At 41.6% G+C, this 17,040-nt stretch carries 17 protein-coding genes and 2 pseudogenes; 4 read left to right on the top strand and 15 right to left on the bottom strand.

Annotated features, from left to right (window positions below):
* Nucleotides 1-124: 124 nt before the first annotated feature.
* Both L1028_RS14540 and L1028_RS14535 read right to left on the bottom strand, forming a co-directional pair.
* Nucleotides 125-511, bottom strand: a complete 387-nt coding sequence (locus tag L1028_RS14540) for a copper amine oxidase N-terminal domain-containing protein (protein ID WP_234534953.1) — start codon at nucleotides 509-511, stop codon at nucleotides 125-127.
* Nucleotides 511-978, bottom strand: coding sequence for a hypothetical protein (locus L1028_RS14535; RefSeq protein ID WP_234534950.1), 468 nt, complete (start codon nucleotides 976-978; stop codon nucleotides 511-513). The genes L1028_RS14540 and L1028_RS14535 overlap by 1 nt, the downstream gene beginning before the upstream one ends.
* 196 nt (nucleotides 979-1,174) lie before the next feature.
* On the opposite strand from L1028_RS14535, the gene L1028_RS14530 reads away from it, so the two are divergent.
* Together L1028_RS14530 and L1028_RS14525 are read left to right on the top strand one after the other, a co-directional pair.
* Nucleotides 1,175-1,600, top strand: coding sequence for a MarR family winged helix-turn-helix transcriptional regulator (locus tag L1028_RS14530; RefSeq protein ID WP_234534948.1), 426 nt, complete (start codon nucleotides 1,175-1,177; stop codon nucleotides 1,598-1,600).
* Nucleotides 1,601-1,687: 87 nt separating this feature from the next.
* Nucleotides 1,688-2,742, top strand: a pseudogene (locus L1028_RS14525) (MFS transporter).
* A 132-nt stretch (nucleotides 2,743-2,874) separates the two neighbouring features.
* Here L1028_RS14525 and L1028_RS14520 read toward each other — a convergent pair.
* The 4 genes from L1028_RS14520 to L1028_RS14510 all read right to left on the bottom strand — a co-directional run bounded on the left by L1028_RS14520 (nucleotide 2,875) and on the right by L1028_RS14510 (nucleotide 5,683).
* Nucleotides 2,875-3,327, bottom strand: coding sequence for a YetF domain-containing protein (locus L1028_RS14520; protein ID WP_234534944.1), 453 nt, complete (start codon nucleotides 3,325-3,327; stop codon nucleotides 2,875-2,877).
* Nucleotides 3,299-3,493 carry a hypothetical protein gene (locus L1028_RS31495; RefSeq protein WP_341482545.1) on the bottom strand — a complete coding sequence of 65 codons (195 nt, stop codon included), beginning with the start codon at nucleotides 3,491-3,493 and terminating at the stop codon, nucleotides 3,299-3,301. Before L1028_RS31495 ends, L1028_RS14520 begins: the two co-directional genes overlap by 29 nt.
* 39 nt (nucleotides 3,494-3,532) lie before the next feature.
* Nucleotides 3,533-4,291, bottom strand: a complete 759-nt coding sequence (locus tag L1028_RS14515; RefSeq protein WP_234534942.1) for an ATP-binding protein — start codon at nucleotides 4,289-4,291, stop codon at nucleotides 3,533-3,535.
* A gap of 630 nt (nucleotides 4,292-4,921) precedes the next feature.
* A complete protein-coding gene (locus tag L1028_RS14510) occupies nucleotides 4,922-5,683 on the bottom strand; it encodes a DUF4184 family protein (protein ID WP_234534940.1) in 762 nt (253 codons plus the stop codon).
* 337 nt (nucleotides 5,684-6,020) lie between these two features.
* Between L1028_RS14510 and L1028_RS14500 the strand changes: the two genes are divergently transcribed.
* Both L1028_RS14500 and L1028_RS14495 read left to right on the top strand, forming a co-directional pair.
* On the top strand, nucleotides 6,021-6,851 hold the full coding sequence (locus L1028_RS14500; RefSeq protein ID WP_234534937.1) for a helix-turn-helix domain-containing protein: 831 nt from the start codon (nucleotides 6,021-6,023) through the stop codon (nucleotides 6,849-6,851).
* Between the two features lie 148 nt (nucleotides 6,852-6,999).
* Nucleotides 7,000-7,359, top strand: coding sequence for a VOC family protein (locus L1028_RS14495; protein ID WP_234534936.1), 360 nt, complete (start codon nucleotides 7,000-7,002; stop codon nucleotides 7,357-7,359).
* Between the two features lie 106 nt (nucleotides 7,360-7,465).
* Here L1028_RS14495 and L1028_RS14490 read toward each other — a convergent pair whose 3' ends face one another.
* The 9 genes and pseudogenes from L1028_RS14490 to L1028_RS14450 all read right to left on the bottom strand — a co-directional run.
* On the bottom strand, nucleotides 7,466-8,245 hold the full coding sequence (locus L1028_RS14490; protein ID WP_234534933.1) for an SDR family oxidoreductase: 780 nt from the start codon (nucleotides 8,243-8,245) through the stop codon (nucleotides 7,466-7,468).
* Between the two features lie 204 nt (nucleotides 8,246-8,449).
* A pseudogene (locus tag L1028_RS14485) lies at nucleotides 8,450-9,030 on the bottom strand (NAD(P)/FAD-dependent oxidoreductase); the annotation flags it as partial.
* Nucleotides 9,031-9,069: 39 nt separating this feature from the next.
* Complete coding sequence (locus tag L1028_RS14480; RefSeq protein WP_234534931.1) at nucleotides 9,070-10,071, bottom strand: FecCD family ABC transporter permease; 1,002 nt, start codon at nucleotides 10,069-10,071, stop codon at nucleotides 9,070-9,072.
* Nucleotides 10,064-11,068 (bottom strand): FecCD family ABC transporter permease, encoded by a 1,005-nt coding sequence (locus L1028_RS14475; protein ID WP_234534929.1) that lies wholly within the window; start codon nucleotides 11,066-11,068, stop codon nucleotides 10,064-10,066. Before L1028_RS14475 ends, L1028_RS14480 begins: the two co-directional genes overlap by 8 nt.
* A 108-nt stretch (nucleotides 11,069-11,176) precedes the next feature.
* Complete coding sequence (locus L1028_RS14470; protein WP_234534927.1) at nucleotides 11,177-13,156, bottom strand: AraC family transcriptional regulator; 1,980 nt, start codon at nucleotides 13,154-13,156, stop codon at nucleotides 11,177-11,179.
* A gap of 191 nt (nucleotides 13,157-13,347) precedes the next feature.
* A complete protein-coding gene (gene cysC / locus L1028_RS14465) occupies nucleotides 13,348-13,857 on the bottom strand; it encodes an adenylyl-sulfate kinase (RefSeq protein ID WP_234534925.1) in 510 nt (169 codons plus the stop codon).
* Nucleotides 13,858-14,312: 455 nt separating this feature from the next.
* A complete protein-coding gene (locus tag L1028_RS14460) occupies nucleotides 14,313-14,507 on the bottom strand; it encodes a hypothetical protein (RefSeq protein ID WP_234534923.1) in 195 nt (64 codons plus the stop codon).
* 93 nt (nucleotides 14,508-14,600) lie between these two features.
* A complete protein-coding gene (locus L1028_RS14455; protein ID WP_234534921.1) occupies nucleotides 14,601-16,571 on the bottom strand; it encodes a serine hydrolase domain-containing protein in 1,971 nt (656 codons plus the stop codon).
* Between the two features lie 246 nt (nucleotides 16,572-16,817).
* On the bottom strand, nucleotides 16,818-17,040 hold a 223-nt coding region (locus L1028_RS14450; RefSeq protein ID WP_234534918.1), incomplete at its 5' end, for an IS3 family transposase.

The following is a 17,040-nucleotide window of genomic DNA, read 5'->3' as shown; positions in this document are numbered from 1 at the left end:
TGCATTTATCAATAACAAAACACTTGAAAGAAAGAATACATCTCGGATCCAAAACCAGGCGGCTCTCGATAAATAAGCATCTGGAGAAATATAGAATATTGAAAAAATAATAGATTATTTATATTCATAAAAGACCTGTCCAAATGTCCACCGAACGTTCGATCGGATCGTATTCTACGTCATATCCGAACGTTTCGGATATAAATCGGAGGGGAACATAGGTCACGTAACCGTATAGATGAGGTGGGCTATTCATCTGCACAGCTTGTCCATTAATGTAGGCTGTATGATCGTCGATGGTCATCCTCAGAGAAAGTCCATTTTTTTCAGCGGTAATCGTGCGGGTTGCCTTGTTCCATTCTACCCTAGCTCCAAATAACTCAAAGAGATAACGCATGGGTACTTCTGAAATGCCATTCACAATGTTTAACGGTGGTGATGATAGAAGTGGCATATCATCAATGTTCAACTGATACAGGATTGGGCTTGTCTTAAAGGTCCACTTTTTCACTAGCGTCTCGCCACCAGATTGAAATGAAACCTCCGCCTTATACTCCCGATCCCCCTCAACTGACGCTGCCCTGTTAGTACATACCCGTAACCAGAATTGAGCTTCTTCACACTAAGCGGGATTCTAATGTGCCGGTTACCAGCCTGTGTGCTCAGTTCAGCCTTTATGTCTGATACATCCCGCAGGTTACTAAAGACCGTAAGTGTTGTAGCTTCTCCTTGAATTAACTGCTGCGCATTCATTTTGTAAATGTTGTCTGACCAGACTCGCGTCATTCCATCATAAGGAAATACACTCGCAGTCGCTGGTGTAGTCATTACGCCTTCTGACTTCAAAGCACCAACAATCACGGTAGACTTGCCCACTCTTGCAATGCCAATAGTGACAACTGTCGGGGTCAGCATCACTTCCCTGCGATCATGCATAACTGCTAGCTCGTTAATCTCTGAAAGCCATATCAAATTCATTTTAGGCCCGCTCTTTCATGTACACGGTTTCCATAATCTCCGGTACTTCTCCGCTAAAACCCGACGTTAACACCTTCTCTTTAGGTGTTTGTTGGGTAAAGATTCTTTAACTTGACTTGTATTAGTTACTTTATGTTTATATAAATAAATCATTAAACGTTGATATATCATCTATATTTTAATTAGGAGAGATCCCATGGATTCCAAAGACCCACTAGGTTTAGTTATTCGAGATTTACACTTAGAAATAGCCAATTATTTAACAAAATTGCTTGCACCCGTTCGGCTTGCGCCTGAACAACATTTACTTATGGCTTTGTTGCTTGAGAAAGAAGGTCTATCTCAGAACGAGATTGCTAATAAACTTGGGAAGGATAAAGCCAGTGTTGCCCGAATGATCGCTAGCTTAGAGAACAAGGGTTACATTCATAAAGTAACAAGTACGCAAGATCGTCGTTCGGTAAATGTTTTAGTCACAGACGAAGGCAGGAAATTAGAGACTACAATCAATGAGGTGACGATCAAATTAAACGAAATTATAGCGACAGGATTATCTCCTGCGGATTACTCAGCGCTAACAACTTTGTTAACTCGTGTGCAGAATAATGTAAAAGAGGCATAAATGTATTCCCCCTGCTCTATAGTTGACATATCATCTATTGTTCAAAAATAATATGAATTTAATTCTGAAAAGAGGTTTATCCAAATCATGGAATTTACAGCAACAGTTCAAGTTAAACGTCCAGCCCTTATGGCCTTCTCGCTCATGCTAGGTGCATTCGTCGGGCTATTTAGTGAAACCGCCTTAAATATGGCTTTTACTAACTTAATGGATGAATTTTCAATCAACGCCTCAACGGTTCAATGGCTAACTACAGGATATCTACTTGTATTAGGAATCCTTGTGCCTATATCCGCCCTATTAATGCAATGGTTTACCACCAGACAATTATTCACAGCTTCCTTGCTATTATCTATCGTCGGTACATTAATTGCTGCCCTCTCCCCAAATTTCACCGCCTTATTAATTGCGCGTTTAGTGCAAGCCTTGGGAACTGGTTTATTGCTTCCCCTAATGACGAACATTATTCTTATTATTTTCCCTGCACATAAACGCGGAACGGTCTGAATTTACGAGTGTTTAAATATCCTATGTTTACAATAGGTCTTATTATGGTCTTTTTTGGAATGATGATCATTTTATCCTCTGCCATTTTATTACCCTTATATTTAAAAGGAGGTTTGTTGTTATCCGCCACAGCTGCAGGAATTTTACTCCTTCCAGGCAGTGTGATTAACGGAGCTATGGCTCCAGTAACAGGGAGAATATTTGATAAATTCGGCCCGAAGCTATTGCTGCCACTTGGATTCTCCTTCGTAACAATTGCAGGATTTCTATTCACAAGTAACTCTACTGAAACCAGTAGCCTGACCTTTATTTTAATACACTGCACAATGTTTATTGGATTGGCAATGGTCTTTATGCCCGCTCAAACCAATGGCTTAAATCAATTACCCGTGAAATACTATCCGGACGGTGCTGCTGTCATGAATACACTTCAACAAATCGCAGGTGCTCTTGGTACAACGTTCGCTGTTACACTAATGTCTAGCGGACAAACACGATTCGCTAATACACATCCAACTGCTGCACAGCCTGAAATTTTAACCGCAGGAATTACACATGCATACTTATTTATCGCAGCGATTGCAGTTATCGGGTTAATTTTATCGTTATTTGTGAAGCGTATTAGAGTTTATTAATTTTAATCAAAAAAGACAGTGGACATGAGAAGATGTACCCTCTTAAAGTTACCCGTTTATTATCAACTAGACACTCCTAATTTCAAATAAAGACACTTGAGTCTCCCGGCTCCAGTGTCTCCTCATGTTAGTTTATGACATATTTTTGGGAAGGATATAGAGCGTTCCGTCTTCTTTAAACTCAGCATAGGCAACATCCTCAATGGATTTAAGGCCCTGCTCCTTGACCCGCTTCTGAATCTGCTCCTTGTTCATCGGCCTGCCCCGCATGGACTCTTCCAGCACCCTGCCTTTATCAATAACTGTAACGGAAAAAGCAGAGGACTGCTCCTCTACAGACTTACGCATAACCGACAGAGAACCATTCATCTCGAGCAGAGCATACTTTACTTCACTTAGAGAAAAAATATTTTGTTGCCGCAGCATAAACAACAGTTGAGTGTACTCAATATCGTATTTCTCCATCAAATCCTGATTTACTTTGCCGTCGTTAATTAACAGCACTGTCCGACCTTCCGCCATATTTCCGAATTTCACAAAATGGGTAGTCACCTTTTCAAACAGATAAGATAAGGCAGTCCACATAAAAAGAGCAAACAGCAGGCCAGATCTTCACTTCATGATCATATATCGTATTGCCGACAATTTCACTTAGAATCAATGAAGACAGAAAATCGAGTGATGTCAATTGCTGCACCCCCAGATGGGACTCGCACAGGGTCGTTGCCCCTATGACACGAAATCCATTCATGAAAGGTATTACACTTCCCTAATAGTATAAACAGTCCGCTTAAGTAGGGATAGTGATTAGAAATGTTGTTCCCTTCCCTTTTTCACTTTCAACCTCAATACTTCCTTTCACTTTATCAATGGTACTGTAAACCATAAGCATCCCCAGTCCCGTCCCTTCAGCTTTGGTTGAATAATACGGTTTTCCGAGACGCGATATTTCTTCATTTGTCATTCCAATGCCAGTATCTCGAATACTGATGATAATATTCTGCTTTTTTTCCGAAATATCAATAAACAGCGTACCGCCGTCCTTTTCCTTCATCGCTTCAATTCCATTTTTGTATAAGTTAATTAGACATTGCTGTATTTGGTTCCGATCATAACTTTTGTTTAGCGAATTATTGAAATTAAATTTGACCTCTACTTTATGCATGGTGGCATAAGGAATGATGATGTTCTTAGTATATTCTGACTCCGCCTTCATATTGGAATGAACCATATTTTCGGATTGTGGCTTGGCAAATGAGAGATAGTCGCTCACGATTTTTTCTGCCCTCTGTAGTTCTAATAAAGATAATTCTACGTATTGTTTCTCCTCTTTGGAGATCGTCTTAGATTTATTTAACAGCTGCAAAAAACCACTAGTCACTGTAAGTGGATTTCTTATTTCATGTGACACACTAGCTGCTAACTCGCTGATGACATTTAATCTTTCCGATTGCATAATTCGCTCGCGATTCTTAATATTGGTAATAATCTTTTCTATTAATATCATATTGATAATCATCACTCCGACATGCGTCGTAAAGGCATTCAAGGTGAGAAACCAATATTCTCTATTTAAACTCCCCTGTGTAAAACCTAATATAATTAGGTAAAATCCCATCGTCAGAAAAGAAATTATTGTTGCCGCGATGATGCGACTTTTCGAATCTAGTTTTAAGAACCTTTTACTATATAGAGGGATCAGCATTAGGGTTGAAGTGGCGAAAAGAAAGGATTGTAAAGTACCCTCTCCCCCTACATAAAATCGATAGATATTTAAAAGGATATATAGCGGTAGAACGTTCTTGTATCCACCAAAAAGAGCCACAATTATAAACGGGATATATCTCAAATCAAAAATAAAGCCCATATCGAGTTTAAAAGGTTTGGCTATACAGAGACACATGGTCACTGCTGACAGTAGAACAAGAATCTTACTATTATATGCAAAAGCCCGATTCTCAAAGAAAATTAGAAATATTAAGATTGGAGTCAATAAAAACAGGAAATTCAAAAGCAAAGTCTCAAACAAGGGATAACTTCCTTTCAGCCTAGTGTTGCTTAAAATAATGGTTTTGGCAGCGTACTGGAAAAATACGCTAAAGTAATATTATAAGTAAAGTTCTCTTTATAAACTATGTATTTCTCAACGTTTTTCAAAATAATAAAAAATCAAAGCATCCTATGGATGCTTTGAAGAAGTTATGATATTCATACGGTTGATGATCGATACTAGTAATATTCCTAAGCACATCCCTGTTATAGGGGATACCACAAGAATACCGATTATATTCCTGCTCGAACTAAAAAGTAATTTCATAATGGTTAAAGTAACCGCTACAACAACTACTGATGTCCAAAACTTAATTTTTTGTTTCGTAGATACCACTGGAATTATCGTTACAGTTTCATGGTGTCGATACAAAGAACTAATTATCATCCAGGTTAGCATGAGTAATCCGAATGCCGAAAAAGAATGCTGCAGTATTTTATAAAGAGGGAAACTATAAATTATTAGCACTCTTAGAAGCGGATATCGCTCAACAAAGTAACCATTAAAATGTGTAAATCCATCGATGAACACATGAGTTAAGAAACCAATAATCACAGATAGGATAAACACTACCCAGCCCTTAGGATTCAATCTCCACTTGCTTAAGGTATTGTATGTTCGTTGATCAATATTATAGTTTGAAGGAAGATGCAATACTAAACATTCCTTAACGATACTATGAAAAATCACTGCAAGGACCACACATAGGGGAATCGCCTGCAAAAATAGTCCTGTTACAGAATGCCCTATACTTTGATAGGGCTCAAGCATAATAAAATACTCAAAATCTGGCGACATGCTTCCAAGTATTAAGCCGGTAACACTAAAGTATTTTGGTTTCACATATTTAAATGGAAGTGCAAAAATAGGATGAGCAAAGGTAAAAGGCATAACCATCTCCTAGTTTATTATATTTTTTTAGCAACAAAGGTTATACAATCTGTTGTCAGTTGTACGGGCTGTCCTTTTCTATCAATTTCATATTCTAAATGTTGGATCGATTACCGTTTGTACGGGTCTATGTAACCAGGAACCTGGCTCGAACAAATTATAACTATCGTAACACATGTCATGATATCTCTTCTCTTCATTTCTAATATTAACTGTTCTTTCCATATCTCACCTCGGGATTTCTTCATTACTTATTTTCAACTAAGCATTGTATTGCTTTCAACTCAGACCTAAAATAATACATATATAGTTATGATTATCCAACTATGCACTCCCAATGTTAATGAAGGAGCTGGTTATCGTAAAGCCTCCTACTCATCTATCCCATCATAGCTATATCCACGCGACAGAGCTAGCTATTCAATACATGAAAGAGCATCTTGATGAAGAAGTAACTTCAGAGCAACTTGCTCATCTGGTTGGTTACAGCGCCTATCACTTCACTAGAGTATTTAAGAAGGTAACAGGAATTTCACCACGTCAATATTTGTCGGCCTTGCGTATGGAATCAGGTAAACAAGCGCTGCTGAAACACCCATCTTTGCTAATGAAGATTATACTCTCCATTGGCTTCCGAAGTGCCGGCTCCTTCCATCATCGGTTCAAGCAATTCGTCGGTCTATCCCCTAAGAAGTTTGCAGCCACTTCATCTGAATTAGTCTCCCATATGAATCAATATGAACATACACCCTTAACATCTGATACACTGCCATCCTTACCGCGAATGTACATTCACTGTCAGCTTGAGACACCACCGGATTTTCGCGGCCTAATATTTGTAGGATTATTTCCACGCCCCATTCCTGATCAGAAACCAATCGTCGGCACTGCGCTTAACATGCGCAATCGCGAATGCCTATTTACTGATATCTCACCTGGTACGTATTACATACTTGCGGCGGGTATTCCATGGAGTCATAATCCTGTTGACTATTTTAAGTTGGATACATGTTTGCGAGGTAAATATGATGAGCCTGTTGAAGTGAATCTTACAACGAAATTACACGTAAATATCCTTTTAAGAGACCCTCTCCCGTATGATCCACCAATCGTCATTAGTTTGCCGCTACTATTATTTGAGAAATTTAACCGAAAGAGAGCAAACTAGAAGACTTTACAAGCTGAATAATCCCATATACTTAATTAAATTACCGTAATCTTCCTGATAAGAGGTGATGCTTTTAAGTCTTAAGTACAAGTTAGAGGCTGGTCAAGGAATTTTGTGCTGTCAATAAATAATCTGGAGGTATAATTGTATGCCAAACATCTGCGTCATTTCTATTAACGTAACAGATATGACAACTGCTCTTGATTTCTATTGTAATAAATTGGGGTTCGAAATCGACACCCAGTATGATGATAACCTTGTTAGCTTACAGCATGAACCTATTCCGATTGTACTCTGTCAAGTGGAATTCTCTACTCAAGTTCATTACCCAAGAGAATCACAAGTTGTGATTGGACTCCAAGTCGAGGACCTGATTGCTTCCATTCAGCAATATAAACAGTTCGGCGTCCAAGTGCTGCACGATGAACCTCGAGAATGTCCTCCAGGCATCTACAGCGCCATTGCAGATCCATTTGGCAATGTAATTGAGCTGTTAGAATATAGATAATAGTTATAAACCGTTACTTGCAACAGAAGTAACGGTTTCTTTCATTAGTATGAGACATCAATCAATACATGATGATCTGTTCCAAAATGCACATTAAACTATACAATTATTTCCCTAGAAATCCACCTTCAGATTTTATCACTTGCCCTGTAATCCACTGCGAATCATCACTCGCTAAGAAACTAATGCCTCTAGCTGCATCTTCTGGCAACCCGATTCTTCCCATTGGAAACATAGGCAAAAAATGAATTTTCATCTCATCCGTTATCCACCCGGAATCCGTAGGACCCGGATCAAAGCCATTGACTGTGATATGTAGCGGGGCTAAACCAACAGAAAGAGGTTCGATCAATCCAATTAATGCACCCTTTGTCAATATATAAGCCAGGTTATCAGGGTCAGGCCCTTTAGAAACCATAAAGATAATTCTACCTGGAGTCCCCTTTGAATGATTCTTTTCGAATCTTCTGGCAAATTCAGTACTGAGTAAAACCGTGCCACGGTTGTTCACTACATAGTGTTGATCTAAGGAAGCGATGCTCAGGTTCTGATAATTCGTGGGCACGCAATAAGCCGCATTGTTAATCAAAATGGAAGCATTTCCTAAGGTTTGTTCTACCTGATCCATAATTTTTATTGAAATCTCAGGATTGGCAAAATCCGCTTCCATATGACTTGCCCTGACTCCCAAGCTTTTCAGTTCCGCACAAAGTTGCTCCGGCCATTCCTTTTCTCCACCATTCCCTTCCGTTTCATCAAAAGGATGCCAATGCGTAAAGAAAATATCTGCCCCCTGGCTTGCAAGTGAACGGCATATGGCTGTTCCGATTCCTGTGGATCTGCTTGCTCCAGTAACGATTGCTATTTTATTTTTCAATGAGTTCATCTATAACATCTCCGATCATAAATTAGAAGGATAGACAGGTAGAGATCCATAGACATAAGCAAATTCAGCATCACTAAACTATAAGGGAGATAGTGTACCATCTTATTAATTATGTACATTAGTGTAGGAACAGTTACTGTTCTATCCTTTAAACAATAGTAGCTGAAATTCTGCTTCAAACACAGATAAACTTTCCAAACCTATGCTCACATTCCGCTCCAGACCATTAAAGTGCTCCCGGCGGTGCACAAGCGTAACAATGAAGCGATTCCCACTAGTTCATTAGCCCAATCGACAGCTGAATCCCCGCCTCCGGAGATTAACACTCTTTTATCGCGAAAGCTTGCCACATCCGTAACGTTATAATGGAGATTATCCTTTTCGTATTTTTCCGCTCCGGGCAGGTTAAGCTTAGCAAGCTTTAGCGCACCATGGCCTATGGCCAAAATCAGCGTCCGGCTCCAATGCTGCTCTCCGGTCGCAGATGTTATACGCATCGTGCCATCCACCAATCTCTCCAACCCGGTAATTTGTTGACCCAGCACAATGGTCGGATCAAAAGTTTGAGCTTGCTGGATCATGACCTTTGTCAGCTGCGCTGCGCGAACGGTGGCCATGCCGCCGACATCCCAGACGATCTTCTCCGGATACATTCCTCCGAGCTCCTCTCTCGCCTCAATCAACTTCGTCTTCATATCGCGCATTCCACTGTAAAAGGCAGCATACAACCCCGCCGGTCCTCCACCGATTATAGTTACGTCAAAAAGCTCCAATTTCTGACCCATTCTTTGCCTCCCTCTGTTCTCATCCTCTTGAAAGAAGATCTAAATCTTCTTGCGCTTAAACAGCAGATACATAAAAAAAGGAGCTCCAATGCCTGCTGTGAACACGCCTGCCGGGACATCTAGCGGTTGAAAAAGCATTCTTCCTGCCAAATCCGCCAACAGTAGAATGATCGCACCTATAAACGCGGATACCGGGATGATCAGCTTGTAAGAATTTCCGATAAGCATTCTGGCGATATGCGGTGCCATCAATCCGATGAACGATATCGTCCCGGCTATGCCAACTGCAGCACCGGCAAGTGCAACGCTATAAAACAAGAGAATCATCCGGCTTAGCTGAAGCCTGATTCCAAGCCCGCGAGCGACATCCTCACCTAAGGATTGCACATTTAATTCCTTCGCGAGCAGTAGCGATAAAGGAATGAATACCGCTACCCACGGCCACAGCACTTCAATATAACTCCAATTGGTGCCGTAGATGCTTCCCGTCATCCAATTCAGCACTTGTGCGGCCAAATAAGCCGGCCCGCTAATTAGCAGGAACGTAGTGAGCGCGCCCATTGCGGTAGAAATGCCAATGCCGATCAGCACCAGCCGAAACGGCGACACGCCTTTTTTCCAAGCAAATACATAATTAATAGTTGTCGCAACCAACGCACCGCCGATGGCAATGAACGGTACCCAGTGGATACTGTAACCGGTCACGAAAGTCATGAAGGCAACCACAGCTACCGATGCCCCTCCAGTTACACTCAGAAGATCGGGTGAAGCAAGCGGATTGCGGATGACGCCCTGCAATAGCGCACCAGCTACAGCCAATGCTGCACCAATGAGAATAGCGGCTGCTATTCGAGGCAGACGGAACTGCATAATGATCAGATTACTGGCTTCCGTGTTTCGCCCGGCTAGAGAAGCAAATACCTCCTTTAATGGAACGCTAACTCCCCCAACGGATAAACTAAGAAGCGACAAGGCGGCAACGATACAAGTTAAACCTATAAACAACAAGATCGTATACTTCACTCTACGCGGTTTAAGCATGTTGTTTCCTCCTAGCCACATGGATCAGAAAGGGAACTCCGATAATCGCCGTTGCGACGCCAACCGGAACTTCTTTGGATTCCAGAATAAAACGCGATGCTAAATCCGCAGTCACCAAAAGGATCGCGCCGACTAATGCGGTATAAGGAAGCAGCCATCTGAAATCATGCCCAACGATGTGTCTGCATAAGTGAGGGACAATAAGTCCAATGAAAGCAATCGGTCCAGCGGCTGCTACCGAGCTTCCCGCCAATAGTACAATTGCCGTAGCCGACAGCACGCGGACCAGCGTCAGACGCTGTCCCAAGCTCTTCGCACTATCGTCTCCAATTGCCATAATATTTAACGAGCCCGCGAGTAGTAGTGAGATCGTCATTCCTATTGCCATATAAGGTAGCACCATCAGCAAATGCTCCAGATTTCTTCCCTCCACAGAGCCGATCATCCAGAATAGGGCAGATTCCAACGACTCCTTATTAATAAGAATAATGCCAGAAGTAATAGAGGAAGCGAAAGCTGCCATGCAAGCGCCGGCCAAGGTTAGCTTTATCGGCTCGAATCCCCCTCCTTGCAAACCAAGCATATAGACGACCACCGATGTTGCGACCGCACCTGCGAAAGCAAGCCAGACCATACCGCTCATCGTTAACGAAGAGCCGAATGCTAGAAGCCCGATGACAATAAATAGCACAGCGCCCGCATTTACACCGAAGACAGAGGGCGAAGCCAACGGATTTCTTGTCAAAACCTGCATAATCGTCCCGGCTACAGCTAAACTTGCCCCCACCAATGCCGCAATCAAGGTTCGGGGAACACGAACCCTCGTCAGAATAAGATGTTCGTTGGAACCGTTGAATTGACTGTAAGCCAGCCATAGGTCTTTTAATCCGAATTGATGAAGACCGTACAATACACTGCATAACATACATATTAGAAGTAGAATCACACCGACAACTAGGCCGGCGAGCTTTCTCTTGCTTAGGAAAGAACCATTCACGTCTGCACCGAGCCTCCTATTCCTTGGCAGTCCTAACGACTAGACTGCCGTAATCATCAACAAGCTGACGCGAAAACAGCGTCAGCTTGTTGATTCGATACGCCTTTATTATTTCACATCAAAGTATTTAACGAGTTCGTCCAGCAGCAGATTGGCTGCTTCATATCCGCCTGCCGAGTTCCAGATCGCTTCATCGACTTGAATCACCTTGTTGTTCTTAACAACGTTCAAATTTTGGAACAGGGGATCTTTTTTCCATTCTTCCACGACCTTCGATGCATCGTCCTTGCCCGGAGTCTCCGACACGAAGTAGAAGAGCACATCGCCGTCCATACTAGGGATCGTCTCTTTGGTCATAACTTCGATAAAGGAGTCTTTATCCTGCGACTCAGGCCGTGCAATTCCTAATTGGCTCAAGAGCACGCCGGAGAACGTTTGTTTCTGATAAATACGCACTTGTTTCGCGGAGAAGCGAACCACCGATACTTTAGTATCTGCTTTGCTACCAAGCTTCGCTTTGACTCCCTCAACTCGTTTATCGAAGTCCGCCATCGCCTGCTCTCCTTCCTCCTGCTTGTTTAAAGCTTCGGAGTAGAGCTTGAAATTGATTTTCCAATCTCCAGCCAGATCATCGGAGAATATCGTTGGAGCTATCTGCTTTAATTGGTCATAGATTTTCTCTTGTCTGACCTTATTCCCAATAATCAGATCCGGCTTAAGGCTCGCGATCAATTCAATATTCGGTTGAAGCTCGTCTCCCACAACAGTGACACCTTCCATGTCTTTCTTGATATGGTCGTACCAAGGATCGCCAATCCAAGATTGAACGGCTCCGACCGGCTTTATGCCCAGTGCCAAAAGTGCCTCTGTTCCTTCATTGGTCAATATGACAACACGTTCTGGGGCGCCGGTGAGCGTTTCTTCCCCCATCGCATGCTTAATTACTCTTGTGTCATTGCTTACATCCGTCGACGGACTTGCAGCTGGACTTACGGAAGTTGCAACATTATTAGTAGACGTGCTGTTGCCTGTCGGTGTGACATTCGTTCCCCCAGTCGAGCATGCACTCAAAAAGAGAACGAAACAAAATAATAAGGTTGCTGCCATTGTTGTTCTTGACTTACGAAACATCGGTAATTCCCCTTCTCTTTTATATTGATAATGATTCTCAAACTCATTACCAATATAACGTTGCTGTCTTCTAGCAACAATGGGAGATCTGAACACGAAGGATGGATTATTTCGACGTTGCTCCTGTTGCAACGCAGCTTCTTTAAAGCTAGTGGGAGAGACACCCTCGTATTTCTTGAAGATACGGCTGAAATAATAGCTGTCGGTATAGCCTACACTCTCGGCAATTTCCTTCAGCGTGAAATCTGTGGAAAGAAGCAACTGCTTCGCTTTGCTCATCCGCAATTGAATCAAATAATCGATCGGGCTCGTTCTCACTTGCTTTTTAAAGGCGCGCATTAGCTGTCTGGAGCTGCAACTAAGGTGTTCAAGCAGCATCTCAAGCGTTATCGGATCCCGATAGCGTTCATGAATATAACGAACCGCTTGGGCCACCAAGTCAGGCTTAACGGCTATGATATTCTGGCGTTCCATCTGCTCTAGAATTTCATAAACCATTTGATAAAATATCGCTTTAACTAGAAGCTTATTGAGTAGATCTGAACGATGCCACTCCTTGCTCATGGAGGTGACATGATGGAAAACGGAGATCGGATAATGAGGCTTAAATACATATTGCATTTGAAACGGATTGTGCTGCTCCATCAGCTTGATCGTTTCTTGACGGGATGGTAATGCTAGTATCGCTTTATACAAAATAATATAGTATTCCAGCAGCTCATCTGCCGTGATATCAAGGTAGAGACCCTTGCCCCCATGGAGCAAGGAAAACCGGCTGACGCGGTGTGCGATGCCGTCCAATTGGAGATGTGCGCTACCTCTAGTCACATATAAGAAGACGCTTGAGGGCATTCTGTACGCATGCAGCTCCTCGCCTTGTTCCATTCTTGTATGTCGTATATCTATGATCTTGATGAATGCCTGGTTCCATAGCAAAGCTTGATCATTCAATGTCACCGTCTTGCGCTCCCCCTTCTCTATCACTCCATGTTGAGAGATTTATACACCCATCATATATGATAATGATTATCATTTACAATGATATTCTCAGAACTATTTTCCAGCGGTGTTACTGACAATGGAACGTAAAAAAAGACGAGCAACAGTTGATGGTTTGCTCGTCTTTAATATCAAATTTAATAAATATTTTATTTCCTTCGCATAGCTGATGTGTGTTGAAGGATTTTCGACACGCATTCATCTAACGAAAACTTGTCTGTCTCTACGATCACATCCGGGCAAATAGGCTCTTCATATGGAGAATCAATACCCGTAAAATGCTTGATTTGTCCGGCTCTTGCTTGTTTATATAGACCTTTCGGATCTCTCTCCTCACATACTTCCAAAGGGCATTGAACATAAACTTCCTTGTAGGAATCCCCTATGAGAGAACGGACCTTATCGCGTGTAGAGCGGTATGGAGAGATCGAGGCAACGATCACATTTAGGTTCGCATCAAGCAGAATCTTACCAATCTCACCAATTCTTCTACCAACTTCCAATCGATCCTCTTCGCTAAATTGAAGATCCTGATTAATACCTCTCCTCAATGTATCACCGTCCAGAATGTAGCAATTCTCAATGTGATTTTTCAGTTCCTCTGCAAGCGTAGATTTACCTGAACCCGATAGTCCAGTTAGCCATATCATTTGATTCATTGATACGTACCTCTTTCCTGCTAGATTCTATTGTTAAAATACTTTGTATAGTTATTCTAGCTTAAACACAGTTTCAGTACCTGTCCCATCCTTCTTTAAGGGTACAGCAATATGTTTTCTAAAACCCGTTGGCTCGACCATTGGCTTAAAATGTTTCTTCACTAAATAATGTCCCAAATACTGTGTTCAAGAAAAGAAATCCTCGTAGAGTTCAAACTTAGCCGCCCAATCTGAAATATACTTAAAAGGTAGGAATCCATGATTATTTTCCAAGCGTTCTTACGTTGTTTTATCAATGCACAAATCTGCTCATCGATATCCGTAATTTTTTGATTGTAATTGCTCGGTTGGGCGTATAAACGGTATCCGTTTCACCTTAGTCCTCCTTATTGCAATTCTTTGCATTCATATGCTCATTAGACTAGCGTTACTTCGGCAATTAACCTTTCTCCAATCTAAGGCTCCATTCTCTTACCCATTTCAAAATAGTTATCGACGATCCAGTCCGACTTTCTTTCTGAAGTTGTTGCACTTTTCATGGATGATGTTAGAACCGGATGCTGTACACTAAAAATAAACTGACCATTAGGGATAAGCGCACTACGGATACTATCAAAGATTGGTTCTAGGTCTTGAAAAAATTTTAGCATTTAAAACAACCATATACTACCGATAATTTCATTAGCTCTTAAACCTATCATTAAAAAAACACCCCAAAGAGTCTCTCTGAGGTGTCCAATTCCTTAGTGTTTGATTGGCAATGTATAGTATCCAAAAGCAAGATCAAGTAATGCACCCGCTTCTTGGCGAAGCAAAGGCTTTTTAGAGCGAAAATCGACAGTCCCGTCATCATTCACTTTTGTATCAGGATCTACAATGCCTTGTGACACTAATGCTATGATCGAATTAGCGGCCCATGCGTCTGTGTCACCTTTAAGCGTAATTTCTGAAGCTTGCTTAGCTTGTTTTAGATTTTGAATCATAACGGCTGCTACTTGTCTTGTGATGACTGCATTACGATCAAAACCAGGGATTCCTTTTTTCGTTAATTCTTTATTCCCCTCAATTAAATGAGGAAAGCCGTACCATCCATGGGCAAGAATTAGAGCATCCATAAACTCACCTTGTGTCATGGTTCCCTGTGGTTCGAAATGGTTGCCAGATTTAGCACTTATCACATCAAGCGAATACAGGTTGTCGATGTAAGATTTATAAGCGCTCTCCTCAGATACATCAGCGAATGCTGGCTTCGTGTGAACCTTACGAGCATCTGAAACAAAGTCTGGGCTATTAGGATTCGTATAATAAAAGTATTCGATCTGATCTTTATGATCTTTTTTAAAGGCCAATTTGTTACCTAATTCATCTTCGAACAATAGCGGATTAATCATTCGTAACGTATGTGTACCGCTTGTTCCAGTTTCCATAATCAGATTGCCGTCTGCATAAGTAAAATTCGATTTCAAGAAATAGAATCTGGTATTCAAATAAGTTCCAGTATATTTAGTTGCCTCTGAAGCATTCAACGGAAGGTACTTAGGCGTCTCTGGAGCTTTCTTTTCAGGGAAATAGTGATCCATCAAGGCTTCATAGATATCTAAGCTCATCATTGTGTCATTGTTATAAGACATGTAGAAAGCCGTATTCTCCTCGGGCAATAATACGATCAGTGATTGATGACCAGGCATATTTCCACCTTTGAGAACCACATGATAGCCATTCATCAGATCATTACGATACCCTTCAAATCCTCCAACCGTCGTCATCGGAAGCGATTCATTCGCGAATACAGAGTACGTTTGCATCATCTTCGTGGTTTCTTTACTAATAATTTGCTTTCCATTCACGCTACCCTGTTGTTGAAAAAGAGTTAAATATTTAGCCATATCTTCTCCTGTGGAAAGGATGCTGCCCTGTGGCCCATCGGTAGGAGCATGCCCAAAGGTTGGATGAGGTTTACCATCTGGACCATAATGTGTGGCCATTCTATCTAAAAGCTCTGGGGTAAATCGAGCACTAGTTGAGTTCATTCCTAACGGTTTGAACACATGATTCTCCATATACTTATAAAACGGGATACCACTTACGTTCTCTATCGCATAACCCGCAAGTAAAAACGCAAAATTATCATAGGTATACGCTTCACCAGGTGTCCGAACGACCGTCGGCATATGCTCCGTCATAAACTTTTTCATGGGGATGTCTTGATTTACATATTCCGGTGCAACAAAGTTAGCTTTATCCGGGTAATCAAAGCCCGTTGTGTATGACAACATACTTCTTAAGGTTAACGGAGTTTCCGTTTCATTAGGTACTTTCATTCCTCCAAGATACGCATTGATATCGTGATCAAGATCCATCTTTCCTTGTTCCACTAGCTGCAAAGCTGCTAAAGCGGTAAATGTCTTCGACACGGATGCGATCTGAAAGACGGTATTCTTATCGACAAGGGTTTTCTTTTCTTTGTCCGCATATCCGTACCCTTTATTCACGAGCACCTTTCCGTCTTTAACCACTACAAAATTAGATCCGTTCACGTTGTATTCCTTCATTTCCTGCGCAAATATAGGGTCCGCGAAAGCCTCGATTTCTTTTCCATTAAAAGATCCTTTCGAACTTATTGCGTTAGTGGAGATTGGTGCTGAACATGCTGTAAATACAGCTGTTGATAATAATAGTGCGATGACGCTGAGCCTGCGTGTCTTTTTCTTCATAATCCATTCTCCTCAATTAGGTTATTTGTGATTAGTGAACCTGTTCTGAGTATCACAAACGGATTGTCATTCTAGCTAGAAACGTTCTGTCACCCATTAGCTTTGTTACATGTCATATGACGAGTAGGTTAATCAAAAAAAGACACCAACAAGTGAAGTGCTCCCTGTCAAGTGGACAGTCTAAAAAACAAAAAAATAGTTAGTTTAGATACCTCAGCTTGTATTACCAGAGCTGAGGTATCTTCGTTATGCAGCACGTCGGTATTCGTTAGGTGACAAGCCATCCAAACATTCTACGTAGCGGTAATTATTATAGTAGTAAATATATTGGCTAACCTCTGTGAGGACATCTTCATAGGTGTCATACTTTGTAAGATAATAGCTTTCTGACTTGTAGGTACCCCAAAATCGCTCAATAGGTTGGTTGTCCAGGCATCGGCTCACACGAGACATGCTTTTCTTAAATCCG

The sequence above is a fragment of the Paenibacillus pseudetheri genome (assembly GCF_924513355.1).
GTDB lineage: Bacteria > Bacillota > Bacilli > Paenibacillales > Paenibacillaceae > Paenibacillus_AQ > Paenibacillus_AQ pseudetheri.
This window is presented reverse-complemented; position numbering and strand designations above follow the sequence as displayed.

Bases quoted from the DNA above. Each gene is read 5' to 3' on its own strand.
- L1028_RS14455 (WP_234534921.1), bottom strand. From the start codon at position 16,571: ATGAAGAAAAAGACACGCAGGCTCAGCGTCATCGCACTATTATTATCA.
- L1028_RS14460 (WP_234534923.1), bottom strand. From the start codon at position 14,507: ATGCTAAAATTTTTTCAAGACCTAGAACCAATCTTTGATAGTATCCGT.
- L1028_RS14535 (WP_234534950.1), bottom strand. From the start codon at position 978: ATGAATTTGATATGGCTTTCAGAGATTAACGAGCTAGCAGTTATGCAT.
- L1028_RS14520 (WP_234534944.1), bottom strand. From the start codon at position 3,327: ATGTGGACTGCCTTATCTTATCTGTTTGAAAAGGTGACTACCCATTTT.
- L1028_RS14495 (WP_234534936.1), top strand. From the start codon at position 7,000: ATGCCAAACATCTGCGTCATTTCTATTAACGTAACAGATATGACAACT.
- L1028_RS14480 (WP_234534931.1), bottom strand. From the start codon at position 10,071: ATGCTTAAACCGCGTAGAGTGAAGTATACGATCTTGTTGTTTATAGGT.
- L1028_RS14510 (WP_234534940.1), bottom strand. From the start codon at position 5,683: ATGCCTTTTACCTTTGCTCATCCTATTTTTGCACTTCCATTTAAATAT.
- cysC (WP_234534925.1), bottom strand. From the start codon at position 13,857: ATGAATCAAATGATATGGCTAACTGGACTATCGGGTTCAGGTAAATCT.
- L1028_RS31495 (WP_341482545.1), bottom strand. From the start codon at position 3,493: ATGAATGGATTTCGTGTCATAGGGGCAACGACCCTGTGCGAGTCCCAT.
- L1028_RS14490 (WP_234534933.1), bottom strand. From the start codon at position 8,245: ATGAACTCATTGAAAAATAAAATAGCAATCGTTACTGGAGCAAGCAGA.
- L1028_RS14530 (WP_234534948.1), top strand. From the start codon at position 1,175: ATGGATTCCAAAGACCCACTAGGTTTAGTTATTCGAGATTTACACTTA.
- L1028_RS14500 (WP_234534937.1), top strand. From the start codon at position 6,021: ATGTTAATGAAGGAGCTGGTTATCGTAAAGCCTCCTACTCATCTATCC.